Raw genomic sequence first — 17,582 nt, 5'->3', positions numbered from 1 at the left:
CCATATAGCGTAGCTTTGCCGCAGTTTCGCTTGAAAAATAAGCGGAATAAGGGGTGCTATTCGAAGCAAAATAAATACAGAAATTGCCTGTTCTGTTTTTGATTTAGCTAGAGAATGCTAGGCATAAGTGAATAAAATGGCTTAGTACTGTTTAAAGGGTGTCATTCTCGGATAGCCGGAATGTGAGGAGAAGCGTGTGAAAATCATAATATTAAATGAGTCAAAAGCGCCAGATCCGCTAAATAATGTGGAGAAGCGATGTGCGGCTACACCTAGTAGTGCACAGCGTCTGGTGAAAAAAGGGGCGACCTTACTGCTTGAAGCAGGAGCAGGCGTACACTCAGGGTATTCAGATAAAGAATACAAAGATGTAGGCGTAACTGTCATCGATGATGTGAATGATGCATTATCAACAGCAGATATGCTCGTGGCGGTGAACAAACCCACCGATGCACAGCTAGCGTTGATGAAAAAAGGGGCCATTGTGGTAGGCCATCTCGACCCTTTCTTTCAGCAATCGCTTGTTGAGTCTATTGCAGAAAAGGGGCTAACCGCTATTTCTGTAGAGATGATCCCTCGTTCTTCTCGTGCACAAAAAATGGACGCATTGAGCTCGCAAGCGAGTCTTGCGGGTTACGTAATGGTGATGCAGGCGGCGAATCAGTTGCCATCAATATTACCTATGATGATGACACCGTCGGGAACAATAAAACCAGCAAAGGTATTTATTATTGGAGCTGGCGTAGCGGGTCTTCAAGCTATAGCAACCGCGAAACGCTTAGGCGCAAACGTACTTGCTTATGACACCCGCCCTGTGGTGGCTGAGCAAGTAGAATCCCTAGGTGGCAAATTCCTTAAGATCGACATTGGGGAAACAGGCCAAACGAAGGACGGTTATGCAAAAGAACTGACCGATGAACAAAAAGCGAAGCAGCAAGAAGCGCAACGCGACGCGATTGCCGACTCTGACATTGTTATTACGACAGCGCAGTTATTTGGTCGCAAACCACCAGTGCTCATATCAAAAGATACATTAGCACTCATGAAGCCGGGCAGTGTGGTTGTAGATATGGCCGCAACATCAGGTGGTAATGTTGAAGGTTCGGTTGCTGGCGAAACCGTTGAAGTTAACGGTGTAAAGGTAATTGGTAATGGTTACTGGAGCCAGTATGTGGCTAAAGCCGCCACCGACATGTACGCCAATAACATCTACAACCTTGTGGATGAGTTCTTTGACGATGAAACCAAAACCTTTGGGCTGAATTTAGAAGACGACATTCTGGCCGGCTGTGTTATTACCCACGACGGTAGCATCACCAACGACATGCTTAACAACGCATACAAAGGAGCCTAATCATGGAAATCATTTACCTACTTTTCATCGTGCTACTGGCTGCTTTCTTGGGTTTTGAGTTAATTCGAAAAGTCCCAGCAACCTTACATACACCCTTAATGTCAGGCTCTAACGCGATATCGGGTATTACGTTAGTGGGAGCATTGGTAGCCTCGGGTAGCGACAACAACTTGCTAACGACCATTCTTGGTACCGCAGCGGTGGCGCTGGCCAGCATCAACGTGGTGGGTGGTTATCTCGTTACTGATCGCATGCTTGGCATGTTCAAGAAAAAAGATAAATAAGGAGTACGCAAGTGAGTGATATCGTAACCGTAATAAACCTTGCGTACGTAGTAGCTGCGGCACTATTTATACTAGGACTTAAATTACTTAGCCATCCAGATACCGCGAAAAAAGGTAACTTTATTTCTGCCATTGGTATGCTGGTTGCTGTCGTCGTCACCCTGCTTGACCAGCAGATCATTAGCTATCATTACATCCTGCTAGGTTTTGTTATTGGTGGCGCCTTTGGTGCGTGGAAAGCCAAGACCGTTGAAATGACGGCAATGCCAGAAATGGTGTCGTTATTTAATGGCTTTGGTGGCGCAGCGTCATTGCTTCTGGGTTGGGCAACATTAGCCGGAATGAGCCTAATTACTCTTAAAACTGAAAGTGCGTTTACTTTTATTACCCTGTTTTTCACAATTTTAGTTGGGGGCATTACGTTCTCTGGCTCGGTGGTAGCCTGGGGTAAGTTGTCAGGAAAAATGAGCTCTAAAGCCGTTATTTTCACAGGGCTTCGCGAGCTAAGCATCTTGCATCTAATTGGCATGGTGGTGATTGGTTATTTCTTTACTACCGACCCAAGCAACCCACTTTGGATTTACTGTGCTATTGCGTTGTCACTAAGCTTCGGCTTGTGGGCTACCATTTCAATTGGCGGTGCAGATATGCCGGTGGTTATTGCGCTTTTAAATAGCTACTCAGGTGTAGCAGCGTCGGCGGCAGGTCTTGCTACAGGTAACACAATATTGATTGTTACCGGTTTACTAGTAGGCGCGTCAGGCTTAATTCTTACCAATATTATGTGTAAGGCCATGAACCGTTCATTGATGAATGTGTTGTTGTCTGGCTTTGCCAAGCCAGTCGAGGCCGGCGAAAAAATAGAAGGCGAGATTAAAGTACTGTCGGCGCAAGATGCATTTTATGTATTAGAAGCAGCGCAAGCAGTACTGGTGGTGCCTGGTTATGGTATGGCGGTTGCGCAAGCGCAGCATGCGGTACGTGAACTTCAGTCGTTGCTAGAGGAAAATGGCTGTACGGTTGACTACGCCATTCACGCTGTAGCGGGGCGTATGCCGGGCCACATGAACGTGTTATTGGCAGAAGCTGACGTGCCTTATGACCAACTATACGAGATGGATGACGTTAACCCTCGTATGGAAAACTATGACGTGGTTATTGTTATCGGTGCAAACGATGTAGTTAACCCAGCAGCCAAAGAGATGAAAGGCAGCCCTATTTACGGAATGCCAGTTATCGAAGCACACCGTGCGAAAACGGTCTTTGTACTTAAGCGTTCTGCGAATGCCGGTTTTGCCGGTGTAGACAACCCGCTGTTTTTCAAAGACAACACGCGCATGGTTCTGGGTGACGCTAAAGACACCATTAACAGCATTATTCGCGAGTTCGGAGACGACTAATACAGCGTATCTCTTTGATACATCTTCTATAAAGGCCTGTTTAAACACAGGCCTTTTTATTGGGTATTAAACTTAATTATAAAGTACTCAACTATAGTTGTAGTTGATGCTTATCAGCTCTAGTATGTGAATGCTATAGATGTTGAGTTAGCTATTCATATAGTCGCATAGAGATGTACGAGTAAATGTCTACGACCCCTTTTCATATTGAGCCGTTTAGAAATTGTATTTTGGTCACGCTTCGCGGTAAGTGGGATATGTCCACGAACATTCAGTACCTTGCTAAGCTTTCTGATTGCTTGAAAACCCGTAAAGGCAGACCCTTTCACTTATTTGTAGACATGCGTAGTTGGCAAATCCCCAATTCTGATACCTTCAATCAAATAAAAGCGCCCATTAAGTTAGATAGGCGAAGTCAGCTCAGCGAGACATGGCTAGAAGATGAAGCAACAGATGCTGATCACATTGCAGAGAAGTTTTTTAGCGCGCCATCAATTAAACTGGGATTTGAACTTGAACGTACACAAAGCATCTCAGAGTTTATAACCCTTTGTGAAGAAAAAGCAGATAACGTTGTTATAGATTATGTTCGAACTTGGATAGGCTAAAAAAGCCCGCGTTCGATAAACAAAATTCGTCGCGACAATAGATATTTTATATCGCAACAACTATCGCGTTCAGTCTTACGTTGACTATAATACGCTGCTTATTTTCGCACTTTCTATGCTAGGTATTGGCCTAGCCCACTTACAAATAGGTGAATAAATTGTCAGATTGGAGCATCGAAGAAGCGGAGCGCGTCTATGGCGTGTCTCAATGGGGTGGCGGCTATTTTCAAATTGGTGAAAACGGCAACGTCCATATTACCCCTGTTCCTGAAGATCCTAGCATTCGAATCGACTTTAATTCGGTAATTGAAGATATCCGCAAAGAAGGCGTACAGTTTCCTGTTGTTGTGCGCTTCCACGATATTCTGCGCTCGCAAGTTGCAGGCTTGAACAAAGCATTTAGAAGCTCCATCGAAGAAGCCGAATACCAAGGCCAGTACCAAGGTGTGTATCCGGTAAAAGTAAACCAAATGCGCGAAGTCGTTGAGGAAATTGTCGATGCGGGCAAGCCATTTAACTATGGCTTAGAAGCGGGGTCAAAAGCCGAGCTTCTGACTGTGCTTGCCATGAATACCAACGAAGAGTCTCTGACTATCCTAAATGGTTATAAAGACGACGAAGTTATGCGTCTTGCGCTGTTAGGAAGAAAGCTGGGTCGCCGCGTTGTGGTAGTAGTTGAAAAATACACCGAGCTTCTTCTTCTGGTAAAAATAGCCAAAGAGCTGGATATCGACCCTATCATTGGTGTGCGATCAAAAATGACGGTGAAAGGTCGTGGTAAGTGGGAAAGCTCTGGTGGTGAACGTGCGAAATTTGGTTTAACCATTACTGAGATCATTAACGCAGCCCGCTACCTTGAAGAGCAAGGCATGGCGCACTGCTTAAAGCTGCTTCATTTCCATATTGGTAGCCAATTAACAGACATTCGTGCGGTTAAAGAAGCGGTAACCGAAGGCGCGCGTATTTACGCAGACCTTCACAAAATGGGCTTCGAGCTAGATTATGTTGATGTAGGCGGTGGCCTTGGTATCGATTACGACGGCAGTAATTCAACTAATGAATCGTCGCGTAACTACAGCATGCAGGAGTATGTTGCTGACGTTGTCTATGGCATGAAGGAAATGTGCGACCTTGAAGGCGTACCGCATCCGCATCTGGTTAGTGAAAGTGGACGTGCAATCACTGCGCATCACAGCTGTGTTATCACGGAAATTGTGGGCGAAATTAAGTCGAATGCGTCGCAAATGGATACATCAGCAAAAGCGGGTGAACACTTCTTCCTTAAGAATATGCGCGAACTTGCAGACACGTTTGATGAACAAACGAACATGCATGAAATTTACAACGATGCGTCGCAGTATAAAGAGCAAGCGCTAGATGCATTTAAATTACGCGTGTTGTCACTTGAAGAGCTGGGCAAAATCGAAACGCTGTACTGGCAAATTATGGGTCGCTTACAGCAGTGGTATCGCAACGAAGAATATGTTCCAGAAGAGCTTCAAGAGCTAGATTACAGTTTGTCGTCTCAGTACCTTTGTAACTTCTCTGTATTCCAGTCGGCTGCTGATACATGGGCCATCGACCAGCTGCTGCCGGTAGTGCCTCTTATTCGTATGAATGAAGAGCCAACGGTCAATTGCTCGCTAGTGGATATTACCTGTGATAGCGACGGTAAAATTGATCAGTTCACTATTGGCCGTGAAATTACTGACGTACTGCCAATGCACCCACTTAAGAAAGATGAGCCGTACTACATTGGTTTGTTCTTAACGGGCGCTTATCAAGACGTTATGGGCGACATGCACAACTTGTTTGGTCGCTTAAATGAAGTGCATATTTACAGCTATGACGACGATCCTGAAGACTTTTACATTGAAGAAGTGGTGAAGGGGTCATCGGTAGAAGATGTACTTAACGTTATGCAGTATAACCCGCGCGCAATGGCATCAGACGTAAAACGCATGATAGACAAGCAAGTGTGGGACGGAAAATTGAACCCTCGTGAAGGGGTTCGCTGGACTGATTTTTACGAAAACTGTTTGGCAGGTTATACCTATCTAAAACAGTAGCGTTTAATATCTGAATGAAAGTACCGAAAAGCCGATGCCGATATTACTTATCTGCGTCGGCTTTTTTCAAGTAACGCTTCCAAAACTCGGCTGTTGTTGAATTAATCATATTCGACTCTGCGTTCATCAGCATCACATAGCCAACTTTGTGTTCAGGCAAAAACGCCACGTCAGCGCGATAGCCTTTTACCCAACCCCCATGATAGTTAAGCTGTAATCCATTTAAGTCGTAAATACGCCAACCCAAACCATAGTGAGCATCGTCAATCATGCCGCGCCAACCTCTGCGGTAGGTTTCACGCTTCGTTTTCACGCGCTCTGTAGTGACATAGTCCACCATTTCATCGGATATGACCGTTGGGAACTCGCCTAGCAGCGCTTGCAGATAAATCGTCATATCTGAAATGCTAGCGTTAACGCCAGCAGCTGGAGAGAACCGGTAGTAGTTGCTTTCTACCTTTCCTTCGCGCCATTTATTTCTGGCGATAGCAATATGAGGTTGAGCCCATGATTCTGATGCAAGCAATCCGCCTTTTCCAACACTGGCTGTTTTCATACCTAGTGGTGCAAACAGGTTGGCCTGAAGCTGTCGTGAGTAAGAGGTATTATTGTTGCTGAAGTAGTATTCCAGCGCACCAAAGAGCGCATTTTGATAGGTATAGCATTCACCCGGCGCACACAGTGGTTCAAGCTCGCCCAGGGATTTAAGCACGCGCTCCAGCGAGTAGTCAGCTTCAATAAGGTTGTCGTAAGCGTTGGGCATAAAGCCACTGGATTGGCCAACGATATGTTGCAGTTGCAGCGCATTCATTCCTTTGCCTTTAAAAGGAATGTCGGGTAATAAGGTGGTTATCGGCGTTTCCCAGCTAAGCTGGTTTTTTTCTACAAGTTTAGCTGACAACAACGCAGTAAAGGTTTTTGAAACAGAAGCTAGCCTGAATACTGTGTTCTCTGTAACTTTCTCTCCGCCGCGTTTGCGGGTACTTCCATATACGTAAACCCTTGGCGCTTTGCCCTGTTCATAAAACACAAACGCATAACCAGGCACGTTGTATTTTGAGGCTTCCTTTTGAACGTAACTAGCATAGTCATCAAGCCAATCCGCAAAAGCGCTTTGTGTAATGACCATTAGCATCGCTATCAGCCAAATTTTAGACAGGCGCAGCTTGAAGGTGCGCAAAGAGTTCAGCATACAGTCAGCTCGTTAAGCCTGTGGTTTTCTGATACATCCATCAGGCGCTCATTATTATTATCGCATTATTATGCGTTTAGCTGCTCCAATGATCAAATGTCGCTAATTATGCTCACTATCTCTTCAATGATTTGATTTATTCTAGCGGTAAGCGAACCGTTGTAAGAATATGCAAGAAAGGAAGAAAAGTTCGACTAGCAAGGTTTGTAATTATTGAGTTCTGATTTTGTCGCACCAACAGGGCCAATGCACGATACACTAGATAAAGGTGATAAACGACAGGTGGGAAGCGCATTCTAATGCCAGACAATCTTTTTGTCTCAGACATGGGGGCTTCAGAAAACTCAACAACTGCTGAGTCAGTGCTTTCAAAAGCAAGACTTAGCAGAGATCCGCGCTTTGACGGACGATTTTTTGTGGCGGTAAAAACAACCGGTATTTTCTGTAGGCCAATCTGTCCAGCGCGACTTCCTAAAGAAGAGAATGTGACTTACTTTCAACACGCCACACAGGCAATGGCACATGGTTATCGTCCATGTTTTCGCTGCAGGCCTGACAGTGCACCTCGTTCAGCGGCGTGGAAAGGCGTGGGCGCAACGATTAACCGAGCGTTGTCGCTGCTATCTGTTATTCCCATTGAGCGCGTTGCGGATATTGCTATGCGGTTGGGTATTAGTGAGCGTTACCTTAATAAGTTGGTCGTCAATGCTGTGGGCATACCGCCTAAGCAGTTTCAAAATATGCAGCGCACTTTGTTTGCAAAGCAGCTTATTCAACAAACTCATTTATCTATGACAGATATCGCAATTACGGCAGGCTATCAATCACTGAGACAACTGCAGCGTGCCATAGAGCAATATTGCGCTACGTCTCCTACCCAGCTTAGAAAAAAAGAGCCGGTTCAACAAAAGGCTATCTCTTTATTTCTTTCTTATCGGCCGCCGTACAATTGGCCCTATGTACGAGATTTCTTGGCAACTCGCGCTATTGAAGGGATGGAACGAGTAACGAACGAGAGCTATGAGCGATACTTTTCATGCAATGAAAGTTTAGGCTTTTTTAAAGCCATTCACGACGAGGCGCGCCACGGATTCAAACTTCTCATCGACATGCCTGATTTAGGTCGTCTTCATACGATAATTGAAAACATAAAGCAGGTACTAGATCTTCACGCTGACCCGCTTTTAATTGAACAAAGCCTATTGCAGTCTGGGTTACCGCCGAGCAAGTTAACGCCTGGGCTACGCCTTCCCAGTGCATGGAGCGTATTTGAAAGTGGCTGTCGGGCTATTGTAGGCCAGCAAGTTAGTGTAAAAGCGGCTATTGGCCAGGTGACTTTACTGGTACATCAGCTGGGCGAAACGGTCTCTGATGCGCTCCCGTCAAACGGTCTTGAATCTATAACGAGTGAACGCTATAGCTTTCCCTCGCCTGAAAGTGTGGCCGAAAACAGTCTTGAATTCTTACGTATGCCACAGGCGAGAAAAGAGGCTGTACGTCACTTTGCTCGTTTATTCATAAACGGTAACATGCCAAGCCATGAAGACATACTCGCCATTAAAGGCGTGGGGCCGTGGACGCTCGACTATTTAAAAATGCGGGGGGAGAGAAACCCTGATATTTACCTTGGCGGTGATTTAATCGTTCGTAAAATGGCGCAGCAGTACCCCATAGCGCCTGAAAAAGCGGCACCTTGGCGCAGTTATTTAACCCTTCAATTGTGGCAGTTAAGCAATCAGTAAAGAGAGTCGTAAGTATGAAATATACAGATTTCGTGAACAGCATACAGGGGCTTGTTAAAGTTGAAGCCACTGATGAAGGCATAACGGCTATCGAGTTCGTGAGTGCCGCTGAATCAGATAATACGGCCAACGCAAAGCAGGGTGGTATAGGCAGAGAAACTGCAGTGCAAGAAAGCGTGCTAAGCAACGACTTTCATTCGCAAAAAAACGCCATCACCGAAGCAGCGTGCAGTCAGTTACAAGCATACTTTGACGGTACGTTACGCGAGTTTGACCTACCGCTTTGCCCTAAAGGTACGGCGTTTCAGAATCAGGTGTGGGATGCTTTGCAGCACGTTAAATACGGCGAAACCGCTAGCTATTTAGATATCGCAAAAGCCATTGGCAACCCAAAAGCTGTCCGCGCCGTGGGTATGGCAAATGGTCGTAACCCTATTGCTATTGTTGTGCCTTGCCATCGTATAATCGGAAGTAATAAAACCCTAACGGGCTATGCAGGTGGTTTACCGCGTAAGCAGTATTTACTTAATTTAGAAGGAGCCCAAGGGGTGCTGGGGCTATAAAAGAATGGGTGATAAGAAAATGGTGATAAAAGAATGGCAATAAGAGACATTATCTCGCTGCTGGTGTTAGCCGGTATCTGGGGCGGTTCATTTATTTTCATGCGTGTTGCCGCACCAGAATTTGGCATTTATGTATTAGTAGCCATTCGTACCGTGCTTGCTACAGCGGTATTGCTACCATTGCTGTTAATACGAGGGTCGGTAAAAGACATAAAGCGCCACTGGTTGGCCATTGCGCTGGTGGGCATGGCTAACACGGCGGTTCCTTTCGTCCTGTTTAATTACAGCAGCCTGCATTTAGAGGCAGGGGTGAATGCCATTTTAAATGCCACGGCTCCCATGTTTGGCGCCATTGTCGCTTGGCTGTGGTTAGGTGACAAACTAACAAAGTCAGCAGTAGCGGGGCTTTTTGTAGGCTTTGTAGGCGTGACCGTTATTAGTCAGCAAAAGCTCGGCGAGGGCGATATTAGTTTTCTTCCTATTTTGACTGCATTATTGGCCACCACTGGCTACGGCATAGCGGCGTGTATGATGAAGAAATGGTTGCAGGGGGTTAAACCTCTGGTTGTCGCTACAGGTAGTCAGGCTATGGCCAGCGTGATGCTAGCACCCTTCGCGCTTGCGACCTTGCCAGAAACAATGCCAAGCGTGAATGCATGGGTAAATGCGGTAGCGCTGGCTGTCGGTGGCACGGGCATAGCGTATATCTTGTATTTCAAACTCATAGCTGACATCGGCCCAGCCAAAGCCATTACTGTAGCTTACCTAGTACCACTATTTGGCATTATTTGGGGTGTACTGTTCTTGCAAGAGCACTTATCAATTCAAACCATTGTGGGTGGTTTAATGATTTTATTCGGTGTGGCGTTAACCACAGGCGTTCTCAAAAGAAAACGCCTTAAGGTTAAACCTGCTTAGATTGAATCAAACCTGGGCTAGTCTATTAGCTGCATTCTTACTAAGTTGCTGCCGTCGCGCTTGGCTTGATAAAGCGCGTCTTCCGCGTGCGCGGTTACTTCGTGCATAGCGCGCGGTGACGCGGTGTAAGATATACCAATAGACGCTGTAATAAGCAGTTCTGGTAACTCTTGTAGCGGCGGCAAGGTAGCGATGCCGTGACGAAGATTTTGTGCCATATCAAAAGCCACATGCGGGCCGGTATGTGGCAATAGAATAATGAATTCTGCACTGCTCCAGCGTCCCAATACATCCTGCTCGCGCAAGTGCTCAGCCAAGTAGGCCACAACTTTATCTAATAAGTCGTCGCCTGCGTTTCTGCCGTGAGCGTCGACAATGTCAGAAAACTCATCAATGCTAATCAGCATCACGCTTAATGACTTATGTTCAGCCAGTAGCGTTTTGTAGATAAGCTGTAAATTCTCTTTTTCTGGAAGACGGTTGGTATGGCGAACAACCAGATCTGGCTGCATGTCTTTTCTGAAGTAATACAACAGATTGTAGATAAGCAAAAACAGTGAGAATACAACAACCAGTAGTGTTACAACGCTGAATATAAATGCTTGTGAAATTTCAGCCTGGCGTTCTTCAAGTGGACTGAGTAAAAACACCGTCCAACCAAATTGATTAAGTTTTACTTCGGCAATAAGGTAATCATTCTGGTCGATAGTCACTAATTTATTGTTGAGTGCCTGCTCGTTCTGGATAGTAAGGGGAAGGCTGGCATACCAAGGCAATTCTGACAAATTAGTAAAATCAGAGTAAGACGCAATAAGATTAGGATCAGAAGACAGCATAATGTCACCCTCACCATCTACAAACAAAAAGTCGTAGCCGTACTCTTGCTTATAGGTATCGAAGACCTCGATAAAACTGCGCAGACTCTTTCCAACACCAAAGAATCCCAAGAAGCGGCCATCTTCATCGTGGATCTTTATATCAATATAGAAATGGGTGTCTTCCCATTTACCGATATCTGCCACGGCATCGGTAGGGTAGTCCTTGTACTTGAAATACCAGCTTACTTCCCCTTCAATCAGGTTAATTATGCTGCCATCAGAATTATATTGTTTTCTGTCTGCCTCGCTGGCAATAAAGAAAGACAACCCAAACTCGTTTTCAAGACGCTCCAATGTTTTGAAAACAGCCTCTTGGTCAATCGTTTCTCCATCCATCAAGTCTACTAACTCGGTGGAATGCCCCAAAGCTTCTGAAATATGGAGTGGTTTTAAAAGTTGCTCCACAATAAGTGAGATTGCGGGCGAAAGTGACTGTTGTTGCGCGCGACTCTGCTCGGCAACAATCTTGGAAATACTAAAATGTACCAGTGTAACGATAGCGATAACCACTACCGCGAATAACACTAAAATGCTTCTATGCAGTGTTCTAAATGTGTTCACAGACTGCGCATGCTCCCTTGCCTGACTGAACTTTACCTATAATGGTAAGTATACCTGTTGCAATATTGAACTACTAGGTGACTATCATTAACTTTAGACTAAATAACAATGAAGGAAAACACCTAGTTTTCGCACTCTGCAAATAGCTTTTTATCACGAATGAACCGCTGACATATGCTGTTCCCTTGGTTACACTATGCTCCGATTTTCATTCTCTTTGCGAAATAAAGGAATTATATGGCTTTCTCAGTGGTTGTTTTAGCGGCGGGTAAAGGTACTCGTATGAAATCGTCGTTACCCAAGGTGTTACACAAAGTAGGTGGTGTGCCTATGGTGCAGCGAATTATCAACACAGTAAAATCACTGGGTGCTGACAATATTCATTTGGTCTACGGTCATGGCGGCGACCAACTAAAGGCAACGGTTGTTGAAGACAATCTAAACTGGTGCTTACAGGCCGAACAGTTAGGTACAGGCCACGCTGTTCAGCAAGCGGCACCTCATATTAAAGACAATGAAGACGTGCTTGTTCTGGTTGGCGACGCGCCACTTATTCGCGAAGAGACACTAAGTGCGTTAAAAGCTGCGAAGGAAAGCTGTGATTTAGCACTGCTTACTGTAAATCTAGACGACCCCACAGGCATGGGCCGTATTATTCGTGAGAATGACAACATTACCGCGATAGTTGAGCACAAAGACGCCACTGATGCCCAGCGTGAAATTAAAGAAATTAACACCGGTATGATGATGATGTCTGGCGTTGATCTTAAGCGTTGGTTGGGCGAGTTAAGCAATGATAACGCGCAAGGTGAGTATTACCTTACCGACGTTATTGCCATGGCAGCGGCCGAAGGCAAACGAATTCAGTCAGCACAGCCACAGTCTGCGGTAGAAGTGGAAGGCGTTAATAATCGTTTGCAGTTAGCTAACCTGGAGCGCGCGCTTCAGCGTCGCCAAGCCGAGGAGCTAATGACCAATGGCGTGACCTTGCTGGATCCTGCTCGTTTTGACTTACGCGGCCAGCTTGAAACCGGTAACGACGTAATTATCGACGTTAACGTTATTGTTGAAGGTAAGGTGACACTTGGTAGCAACGTCAACATTGGTGCAAACTGTATTCTGCGCAACTGTACTATTGCCGATAACGCTGTAATTGAAGCTAATTCTATTGTTGAAGAAGCCAGTGTAGGTGAAGCCTGTACGGTCGGGCCTTTCGCTCGACTACGCCCTGGTGCAGTAATGCAGAAAAATGCCAAAGTGGGTAACTTCGTGGAAATGAAGAAGGCTATTTTAGGCGAGGGCGCCAAAGCGAATCACTTAACCTACCTAGGCGATGCAGAAGTGGGTGCCAAAGCGAACATTGGCGCAGGCACAATTACCTGTAACTACGACGGTGTGAACAAGTCCAAAACCGTCATCGGCGACAATGCCTTTATCGGCTCAAACTCGTCGCTTGTCGCGCCTGTAAGCATTGGCAAAGGGGCTACCGTAGGTGCTGGTTCCGTGATCACGTCAACCGTAGACGAAGACGCGCTAGCCGTTGCCCGCGGTAAGCAGCGCAATATTCCAAATTGGCCGCGCCCGACAAAAAAATAAAGACGTATCCTTATTAAAGTTCGCTAACGGGTTACATGGTGAGATAGGGCTGGCAAACACAAATAGTGATTAGCTAGCCCAGTTTCTTCTTCAGTCCCATCAAACTATCGCCCAGTCAGAAAGATGACAAAATCAGAGGGCTTAAATTAACGTCTACTGTGTCGCTGTAAACGCAACTCATTCAGCTATCTGTCTTCTAAATAATGAACTATCTAAGGTTTCCCCTATCTATCATTACTGATAGTGTGTGTTTACTTACCTCTTAATTCTCGTTACACAAGGATATGCGATGATATCTACACTTCTGGTTGGCTTTGGATTTTCCGCCACAACCTTTCATTTGCCATTTCTAAATTATCTACCGCAGTTCTCTGTCGATGTGGTTATCTCTTCAAAACCTGATGTGGTTAACGCAGTTTTACCCCATGCTGAAGTGTATGGCTCGTTGGAAGAGGCGCTTAAAATTCACGATGTAGATTTGGTGGTTATTACAACCCCAAATCACCTTCATGGGCCACAGGCGAAACTGGCATTAGAGCACAGCTGTCACGTATTGGTAGAAAAGCCATTTACATTAGATAGTGAAGAAGCAGAAGCTTTAGTAGAGCTTGCACATTCTCAAAATAAACAGCTTTGTGTTTATCACAACAGACGTTTTGATGGCGATTTTCTTACGATTAAGCAGCTAATTAACGATGAAAAACTTGGCGACATTAAACGTTTGGAAAGCCGCTTCGATCGATTTCGCCCAGTACCACGAGACAGGTGGCGTGAAAATGCAGGGCCAGGAAGCGGTATCTTCTGGGATTTGGGTCCCCACTTAATCGACCAAGCGCTACAGCTTTTCGGCGAGCCGGAAGAAGTGTCGGCAAACATACAGGCCTTGCGTGAAAATGGACAGTCAGATGACACGTTCGATGTAACACTTCACTATGTTGATAAAGTTGTAAAGCTAGGTAGTTCAGCTTTTCAGGCAGGAGCAACATTGCGCTACGACTTGCAAGGCACAAAAGGCAGCTTTCGAAAGTTCTATTTAGATCCGCAAGAAGATCAATTGCGTGCAGAGCTATCCTTTGATGATGAACACTGGGCGATTACAAAAGATAACGAGCATGGCGTGCTAGCTGTGGTCAATGAAAGCGGCCAGCTAGTTGAAGAGACGGTGACAACATTGAAGGGTGAATATCTCACGTTTTTCAATCGCCTTGCTCACGCTATTGAAGACGGTAAATTCTCGCCGGCTGACGCGAGTACGGTCGTACCTGTTATCAAAGTCATTGAGCTAGCCATAAAAGCGAGTGCTCAAAAGAAATCGCTGGCGTTTAATTAAACAATTATCTTGATCGTCGTTTCAATTTAACTTACGATGCTTTCACTTTAAAACTAATATCTTTCGTTTTGAAAGCTATGATTGAATGTTGAAGATGTGTTTGCGGACTGTTTTGCAGACTTTTCATGGCTTGTTCTCAATTGGAACAACGCGTACAGGAAGGTTTAGCGAGAAGGCGGCAAGAGCATGAGGTTATATTGAAAAGTAGTAAATCAGTTGAACAGCGCCGCCAGCAGATAGTGGCGTGGGTGAAAGAGCATGGTCAATCACAAGTTGAAGATTTGGCCGTGCGTTTTGCTACGTCTGAAGTCACCATTAGAAAAGATCTCGCAGCCCTTTCGCAGCAAGGTTTACTGATTCGACAGTTTGGTGGCGCAGTACCTGTACCATCATCTACCAATTCAAATGCTGGGCCATCTCAATTAATTACCAGTGACCCTTTCACGAATTCAACTACTAGCCCAGCAATTAACGCTATAGGCCAACTTGCAGCGAGCTTGGTCAAACCGGGCAATAAGCTCGTTATAGACTGCGGGTCTACCACCGCATCCATCTTACCCCATTTATCACATATCGATGATTTAGTGATAATGACCAACACGTTATCAACCGCCAATTACCTTACTCAAAGTGAAAAAGAGCCGACGGTGTTAATGGTAGGGGGCACATGGGATGCCCAATCTCAGTCGTTTCAAGGCGCGATGGCTGAACAGTTGGTTAGTGCCTATAGTTTTGACATTGCGTTTATTGGTGCCGCGGGCATAGATGTCACCAGAGGCACCACCACTTTTAACGAGCTTATTGGTGTAACCCGCGCCATGGCTGTGGCGGCTAGTAAGGTGGTTATAGTAGCCAGCTCAAAGAAATTAACGCATAAAATGCCTAACCTAGAGCTAAGCTGGAAAAACATTTCTGTTTTGATCACTGATGAAGGCATTTGTGAACAAGACAAACTTAATATTGAAAATCAGGGCGTGACAGTACTTATTGCAGCGCCGAGTGGAGAATAATTATGTGTGGAATAGTTGGCGCTGTAGCTGAGCGTAACGTGGTTGAAATCCTATTAGAAGGTTTAAAAAGACTGGAGTATCGCGGCTATGATTCAGCTGGCGTAGCGCTATTGCAAGGCGACGGCACGCTTACGCGTATTCGCCGTACAGGCAAAGTACAAGAGCTTGCTGATGCGGTGGCAGAAGGTGAAGCTTTGGGTACAACTGGAATTGCTCATACCCGTTGGGCAACGCACGGTGGTGTGACTGAAGCGAATGCGCACCCACACTTTTCAACTGAACGTGTAGCTGTTGTTCACAACGGTATTATTGAAAACTATGTTAACTTAAAAGCACAGTTAAAAGAGCAGGGCTATACCTTTACCAGCGACACCGACACAGAAACTATTGCACACACCGTACACGAAGAGCTTAAGTCAGGTAAGACTTTACTAGACGCTGTACAAAGTGCCGTTAAAACCTTCCACGGTGCGTATGGCACCGTCATCATGGACAAAGAAGATCCTAGTCGCGTTGTGGTTGCACGTTCGGGCAGCCCGCTTGTAATTGGTTTGGGGCTTGGCGAAAACTTCATTGCTTCGGACCAAATGGCATTGTTGCCAGTGACACGCCGCTTTATCTTTTTAGAAGAAGGCGATGTGGCAGAGATTACACGTCGCGATGTTAAAATCTTCGATAAAGACGGCAATGCCGTTGAACGCGAATTGATTGAGTCGAATATCGAGCACGATGCGGGTGACAAAGCGGGTTACCGCCACTACATGCTCAAGGAAATTCATGAGCAGCCAACCGTTGTGCGTAATGCGCTTAAAGATCGTATTGACGAAAACGGTCTTACCGCTGACATATTTGGTAAAGGTGCTGACGAGATATTCAAAAAAGTACAGCATGTACAAATTATTGCCTGTGGTACCAGCTACCATGCGGGTATGACGGCGCGCTATTGGCTAGAACAATATGCAAATGTGTCGTGCAACGTAGAAATTGCATCAGAATTCCGTTACCGCAAGTCAGTAGTGCACCCAAACAGCCTGCTTATTACTATCTCTCAATCAGGTGAGACAGCCGATACGTTAGCTGCCCTTCGCTTAGCAAAAGAGCTGGGCTATATGTCTAGTTTGACTATCTGTAACGTTCAGGGTTCGTCATTAGTACGCGAGTCAGACCTTGCATTTATGACCCGTGCTGGCGCGGAAATTGGCGTAGCATCTACCAAAGCTTTCACTACTCAGCTCACTGCGTTCTTAATGCTTACCCTAGCACTGGGCAAAGAAAACGGCATGACAGACGCTGACAGCAAAGCTATTGTCTCTGCGCTTCATAGTCTACCTGCAAAGCTTGAAGAGACCTTAGCGATAACTGGTGGCATTGAAGATTTAGCTGAAGAATTTGCAGATAAGAACCACAGCTTGTTCCTAGGTCGTGGCGATCAATACCCTATTGCCATGGAAGGAGCGCTTAAGCTTAAAGAGATTTCTTATATTCATGCGGAAGCGTATGCGTCTGGTGAATTGAAACATGGCCCACTTGCGCTTATTGATGACGAAATGCCCGTTATTGTGGTTGCACCGAACAACGAACTCCTCGAGAAGCTAAAGTCGAACGTTGAAGAAGTACGTGCCCGTGGCGGCATCATGTATGTGTTTGCCGATAAAGATGCGGCGTTTGAAGGTGATGAAACCATGCGCGTTATCGACGTACCGCACTGCGACGAACCAATCGCACCTATCATTTATACCTTGCCACTACAGCTTTTGAGCTACTACGTAGCGCTAATTAAGGGCACCGACGTTGACCAGCCGCGTAACTTGGCGAAGTCGGTTACGGTGGAATAAAGCACACTGCTGAAGCACTTATTCGTGCTCACAAACAAAGCCTGCGACTGACAAAAGCGCAGGCTTTTTTGTTTTCAATAGGCGAGTATTGGCTGCTAATTAAGTGGCTTTCCTGCAAGCCCATGACTCACTATTATTTCACTTCTCTTTCCACCACTCTCACTTTATCGATAAACCTTCTCCATCCGTCTTACTTTGTCAGGTAAGGCAGTTGTAAAACGAGGAGTAAGGTCATACCTATA

General features: G+C 45.7%; 14 protein-coding genes. 12 read left to right on the top strand and 2 right to left on the bottom strand.

Going from position 1 to position 17,582, the window contains the following annotated elements; translation table 11 throughout:
* The first annotated feature begins 196 nt into the window (after positions 1-196).
* The 5 genes from ACFI6L_RS11805 to speA all read left to right on the top strand — a co-directional run bounded on the left by ACFI6L_RS11805 (position 197) and on the right by speA (position 5,715).
* Positions 197-1,354 (top strand): NAD(P) transhydrogenase subunit alpha, encoded by a 1,158-nt coding sequence (locus tag ACFI6L_RS11805; RefSeq protein ID WP_039229059.1) that lies wholly within the window; start codon positions 197-199, stop codon positions 1,352-1,354.
* A 2-nt stretch (positions 1,355-1,356) separates the two neighbouring features.
* Positions 1,357-1,638, top strand: a complete 282-nt coding sequence (locus tag ACFI6L_RS11800; RefSeq protein ID WP_014951245.1) for an NAD(P) transhydrogenase subunit alpha part 2 — start codon at positions 1,357-1,359, stop codon at positions 1,636-1,638.
* Between the two features lie 11 nt (positions 1,639-1,649).
* The gene (locus ACFI6L_RS11795) at positions 1,650-3,038 is read left to right on the top strand and encodes an NAD(P)(+) transhydrogenase (Re/Si-specific) subunit beta (protein WP_014951244.1); all 1,389 of its coding nucleotides are present in this window, start codon (positions 1,650-1,652) and stop codon (positions 3,036-3,038) included.
* 185 nt (positions 3,039-3,223) lie between these two features.
* Entirely contained in the window at positions 3,224-3,646 is a 423-nt protein-coding gene (locus ACFI6L_RS11790; protein ID WP_168463127.1) for an arginine decarboxylase, read from the top strand.
* Between the two features lie 158 nt (positions 3,647-3,804).
* Positions 3,805-5,715, top strand: a complete 1,911-nt coding sequence (gene speA, locus ACFI6L_RS11785) for a biosynthetic arginine decarboxylase (protein WP_014951242.1) — start codon at positions 3,805-3,807, stop codon at positions 5,713-5,715.
* Positions 5,716-5,758: 43 nt separating this feature from the next.
* Here speA and ACFI6L_RS11780 read toward each other — a convergent pair whose 3' ends face one another.
* On the bottom strand, positions 5,759-6,907 hold the full coding sequence (locus ACFI6L_RS11780; RefSeq protein WP_039229068.1) for a serine hydrolase domain-containing protein: 1,149 nt from the start codon (positions 6,905-6,907) through the stop codon (positions 5,759-5,761).
* A 299-nt stretch (positions 6,908-7,206) separates the two neighbouring features.
* Here ACFI6L_RS11780 and ACFI6L_RS11775 point away from each other — a divergent pair, with 299 nt between their 5' ends.
* The 3 genes from ACFI6L_RS11775 to ACFI6L_RS11765 are packed head-to-tail and all read left to right on the top strand — an operon-like array spanning position 7,207 to position 10,130.
* The gene (locus ACFI6L_RS11775; protein WP_283622418.1) at positions 7,207-8,649 is read left to right on the top strand and encodes a DNA-3-methyladenine glycosylase 2 family protein; all 1,443 of its coding nucleotides are present in this window, start codon (positions 7,207-7,209) and stop codon (positions 8,647-8,649) included.
* Positions 8,650-8,663: 14 nt separating this feature from the next.
* A complete protein-coding gene (locus tag ACFI6L_RS11770) occupies positions 8,664-9,212 on the top strand; it encodes a methylated-DNA--[protein]-cysteine S-methyltransferase (protein ID WP_462574068.1) in 549 nt (182 codons plus the stop codon).
* 33 nt (positions 9,213-9,245) lie between these two features.
* Positions 9,246-10,130: a DMT family transporter gene (locus tag ACFI6L_RS11765; protein ID WP_014951239.1), complete on the top strand. Its 885-nt coding sequence runs from the start codon at positions 9,246-9,248 to the stop codon at positions 10,128-10,130.
* A gap of 17 nt (positions 10,131-10,147) precedes the next feature.
* On the opposite strand, the gene ACFI6L_RS11760 is transcribed toward ACFI6L_RS11765, so the two are convergent.
* Positions 10,148-11,569: a sensor domain-containing diguanylate cyclase gene (locus ACFI6L_RS11760; RefSeq protein ID WP_462574066.1), complete on the bottom strand. Its 1,422-nt coding sequence runs from the start codon at positions 11,567-11,569 to the stop codon at positions 10,148-10,150.
* Between the two features lie 237 nt (positions 11,570-11,806).
* Here ACFI6L_RS11760 and glmU point away from each other — a divergent pair, with 237 nt between their 5' ends.
* The 4 genes from glmU (at position 11,807) to glmS (ending at position 17,340) form a co-directional block, all read left to right on the top strand.
* On the top strand, positions 11,807-13,165 hold the full coding sequence (glmU, locus tag ACFI6L_RS11755) for a bifunctional UDP-N-acetylglucosamine diphosphorylase/glucosamine-1-phosphate N-acetyltransferase GlmU (protein WP_371341830.1): 1,359 nt from the start codon (positions 11,807-11,809) through the stop codon (positions 13,163-13,165).
* Positions 13,166-13,454: 289 nt separating this feature from the next.
* Positions 13,455-14,495 carry a Gfo/Idh/MocA family oxidoreductase gene (locus ACFI6L_RS11750; RefSeq protein ID WP_239217745.1) on the top strand — a complete coding sequence of 347 codons (1,041 nt, stop codon included), beginning with the start codon at positions 13,455-13,457 and terminating at the stop codon, positions 14,493-14,495.
* 197 nt (positions 14,496-14,692) lie between these two features.
* A complete protein-coding gene (locus ACFI6L_RS11745; RefSeq protein ID WP_462574065.1) occupies positions 14,693-15,505 on the top strand; it encodes a DeoR/GlpR family DNA-binding transcription regulator in 813 nt (270 codons plus the stop codon).
* 2 nt (positions 15,506-15,507) lie between these two features.
* Positions 15,508-17,340, top strand: a complete 1,833-nt coding sequence (gene glmS, locus ACFI6L_RS11740) for a glutamine--fructose-6-phosphate transaminase (isomerizing) (RefSeq protein WP_462574064.1) — start codon at positions 15,508-15,510, stop codon at positions 17,338-17,340.
* The last annotated feature ends 242 nt before the right edge of the window (positions 17,341-17,582 follow it).

This window comes from Alteromonas sp. G4i35, assembly GCF_054960375.1.
The sequence above is the reverse complement of the archived record's forward strand: the minus strand, read 5'-3'. Positions and strand labels throughout refer to the sequence as shown.

What these genes read in the sequence shown, in the direction of transcription:
- ACFI6L_RS11800 (WP_014951245.1), top strand. Translation starts at nt 1,357, where the DNA reads ATGGAAATCATTTACCTACTTTTCATCGTGCTACTGGCTGCTTTCTTG.
- ACFI6L_RS11790 (WP_168463127.1), top strand. Translation starts at nt 3,224, where the DNA reads ATGTCTACGACCCCTTTTCATATTGAGCCGTTTAGAAATTGTATTTTG.
- ACFI6L_RS11780 (WP_039229068.1), bottom strand. Translation starts at nt 6,907, where the DNA reads ATGCTGAACTCTTTGCGCACCTTCAAGCTGCGCCTGTCTAAAATTTGG.
- ACFI6L_RS11775 (WP_283622418.1), top strand. Translation starts at nt 7,207, where the DNA reads ATGCCAGACAATCTTTTTGTCTCAGACATGGGGGCTTCAGAAAACTCA.
- ACFI6L_RS11770 (WP_462574068.1), top strand. Translation starts at nt 8,664, where the DNA reads ATGAAATATACAGATTTCGTGAACAGCATACAGGGGCTTGTTAAAGTT.
- ACFI6L_RS11765 (WP_014951239.1), top strand. Translation starts at nt 9,246, where the DNA reads ATGGCAATAAGAGACATTATCTCGCTGCTGGTGTTAGCCGGTATCTGG.
- glmU (WP_371341830.1), top strand. Translation starts at nt 11,807, where the DNA reads ATGGCTTTCTCAGTGGTTGTTTTAGCGGCGGGTAAAGGTACTCGTATG.
- ACFI6L_RS11750 (WP_239217745.1), top strand. Translation starts at nt 13,455, where the DNA reads ATGATATCTACACTTCTGGTTGGCTTTGGATTTTCCGCCACAACCTTT.
- glmS (WP_462574064.1), top strand. Translation starts at nt 15,508, where the DNA reads ATGTGTGGAATAGTTGGCGCTGTAGCTGAGCGTAACGTGGTTGAAATC.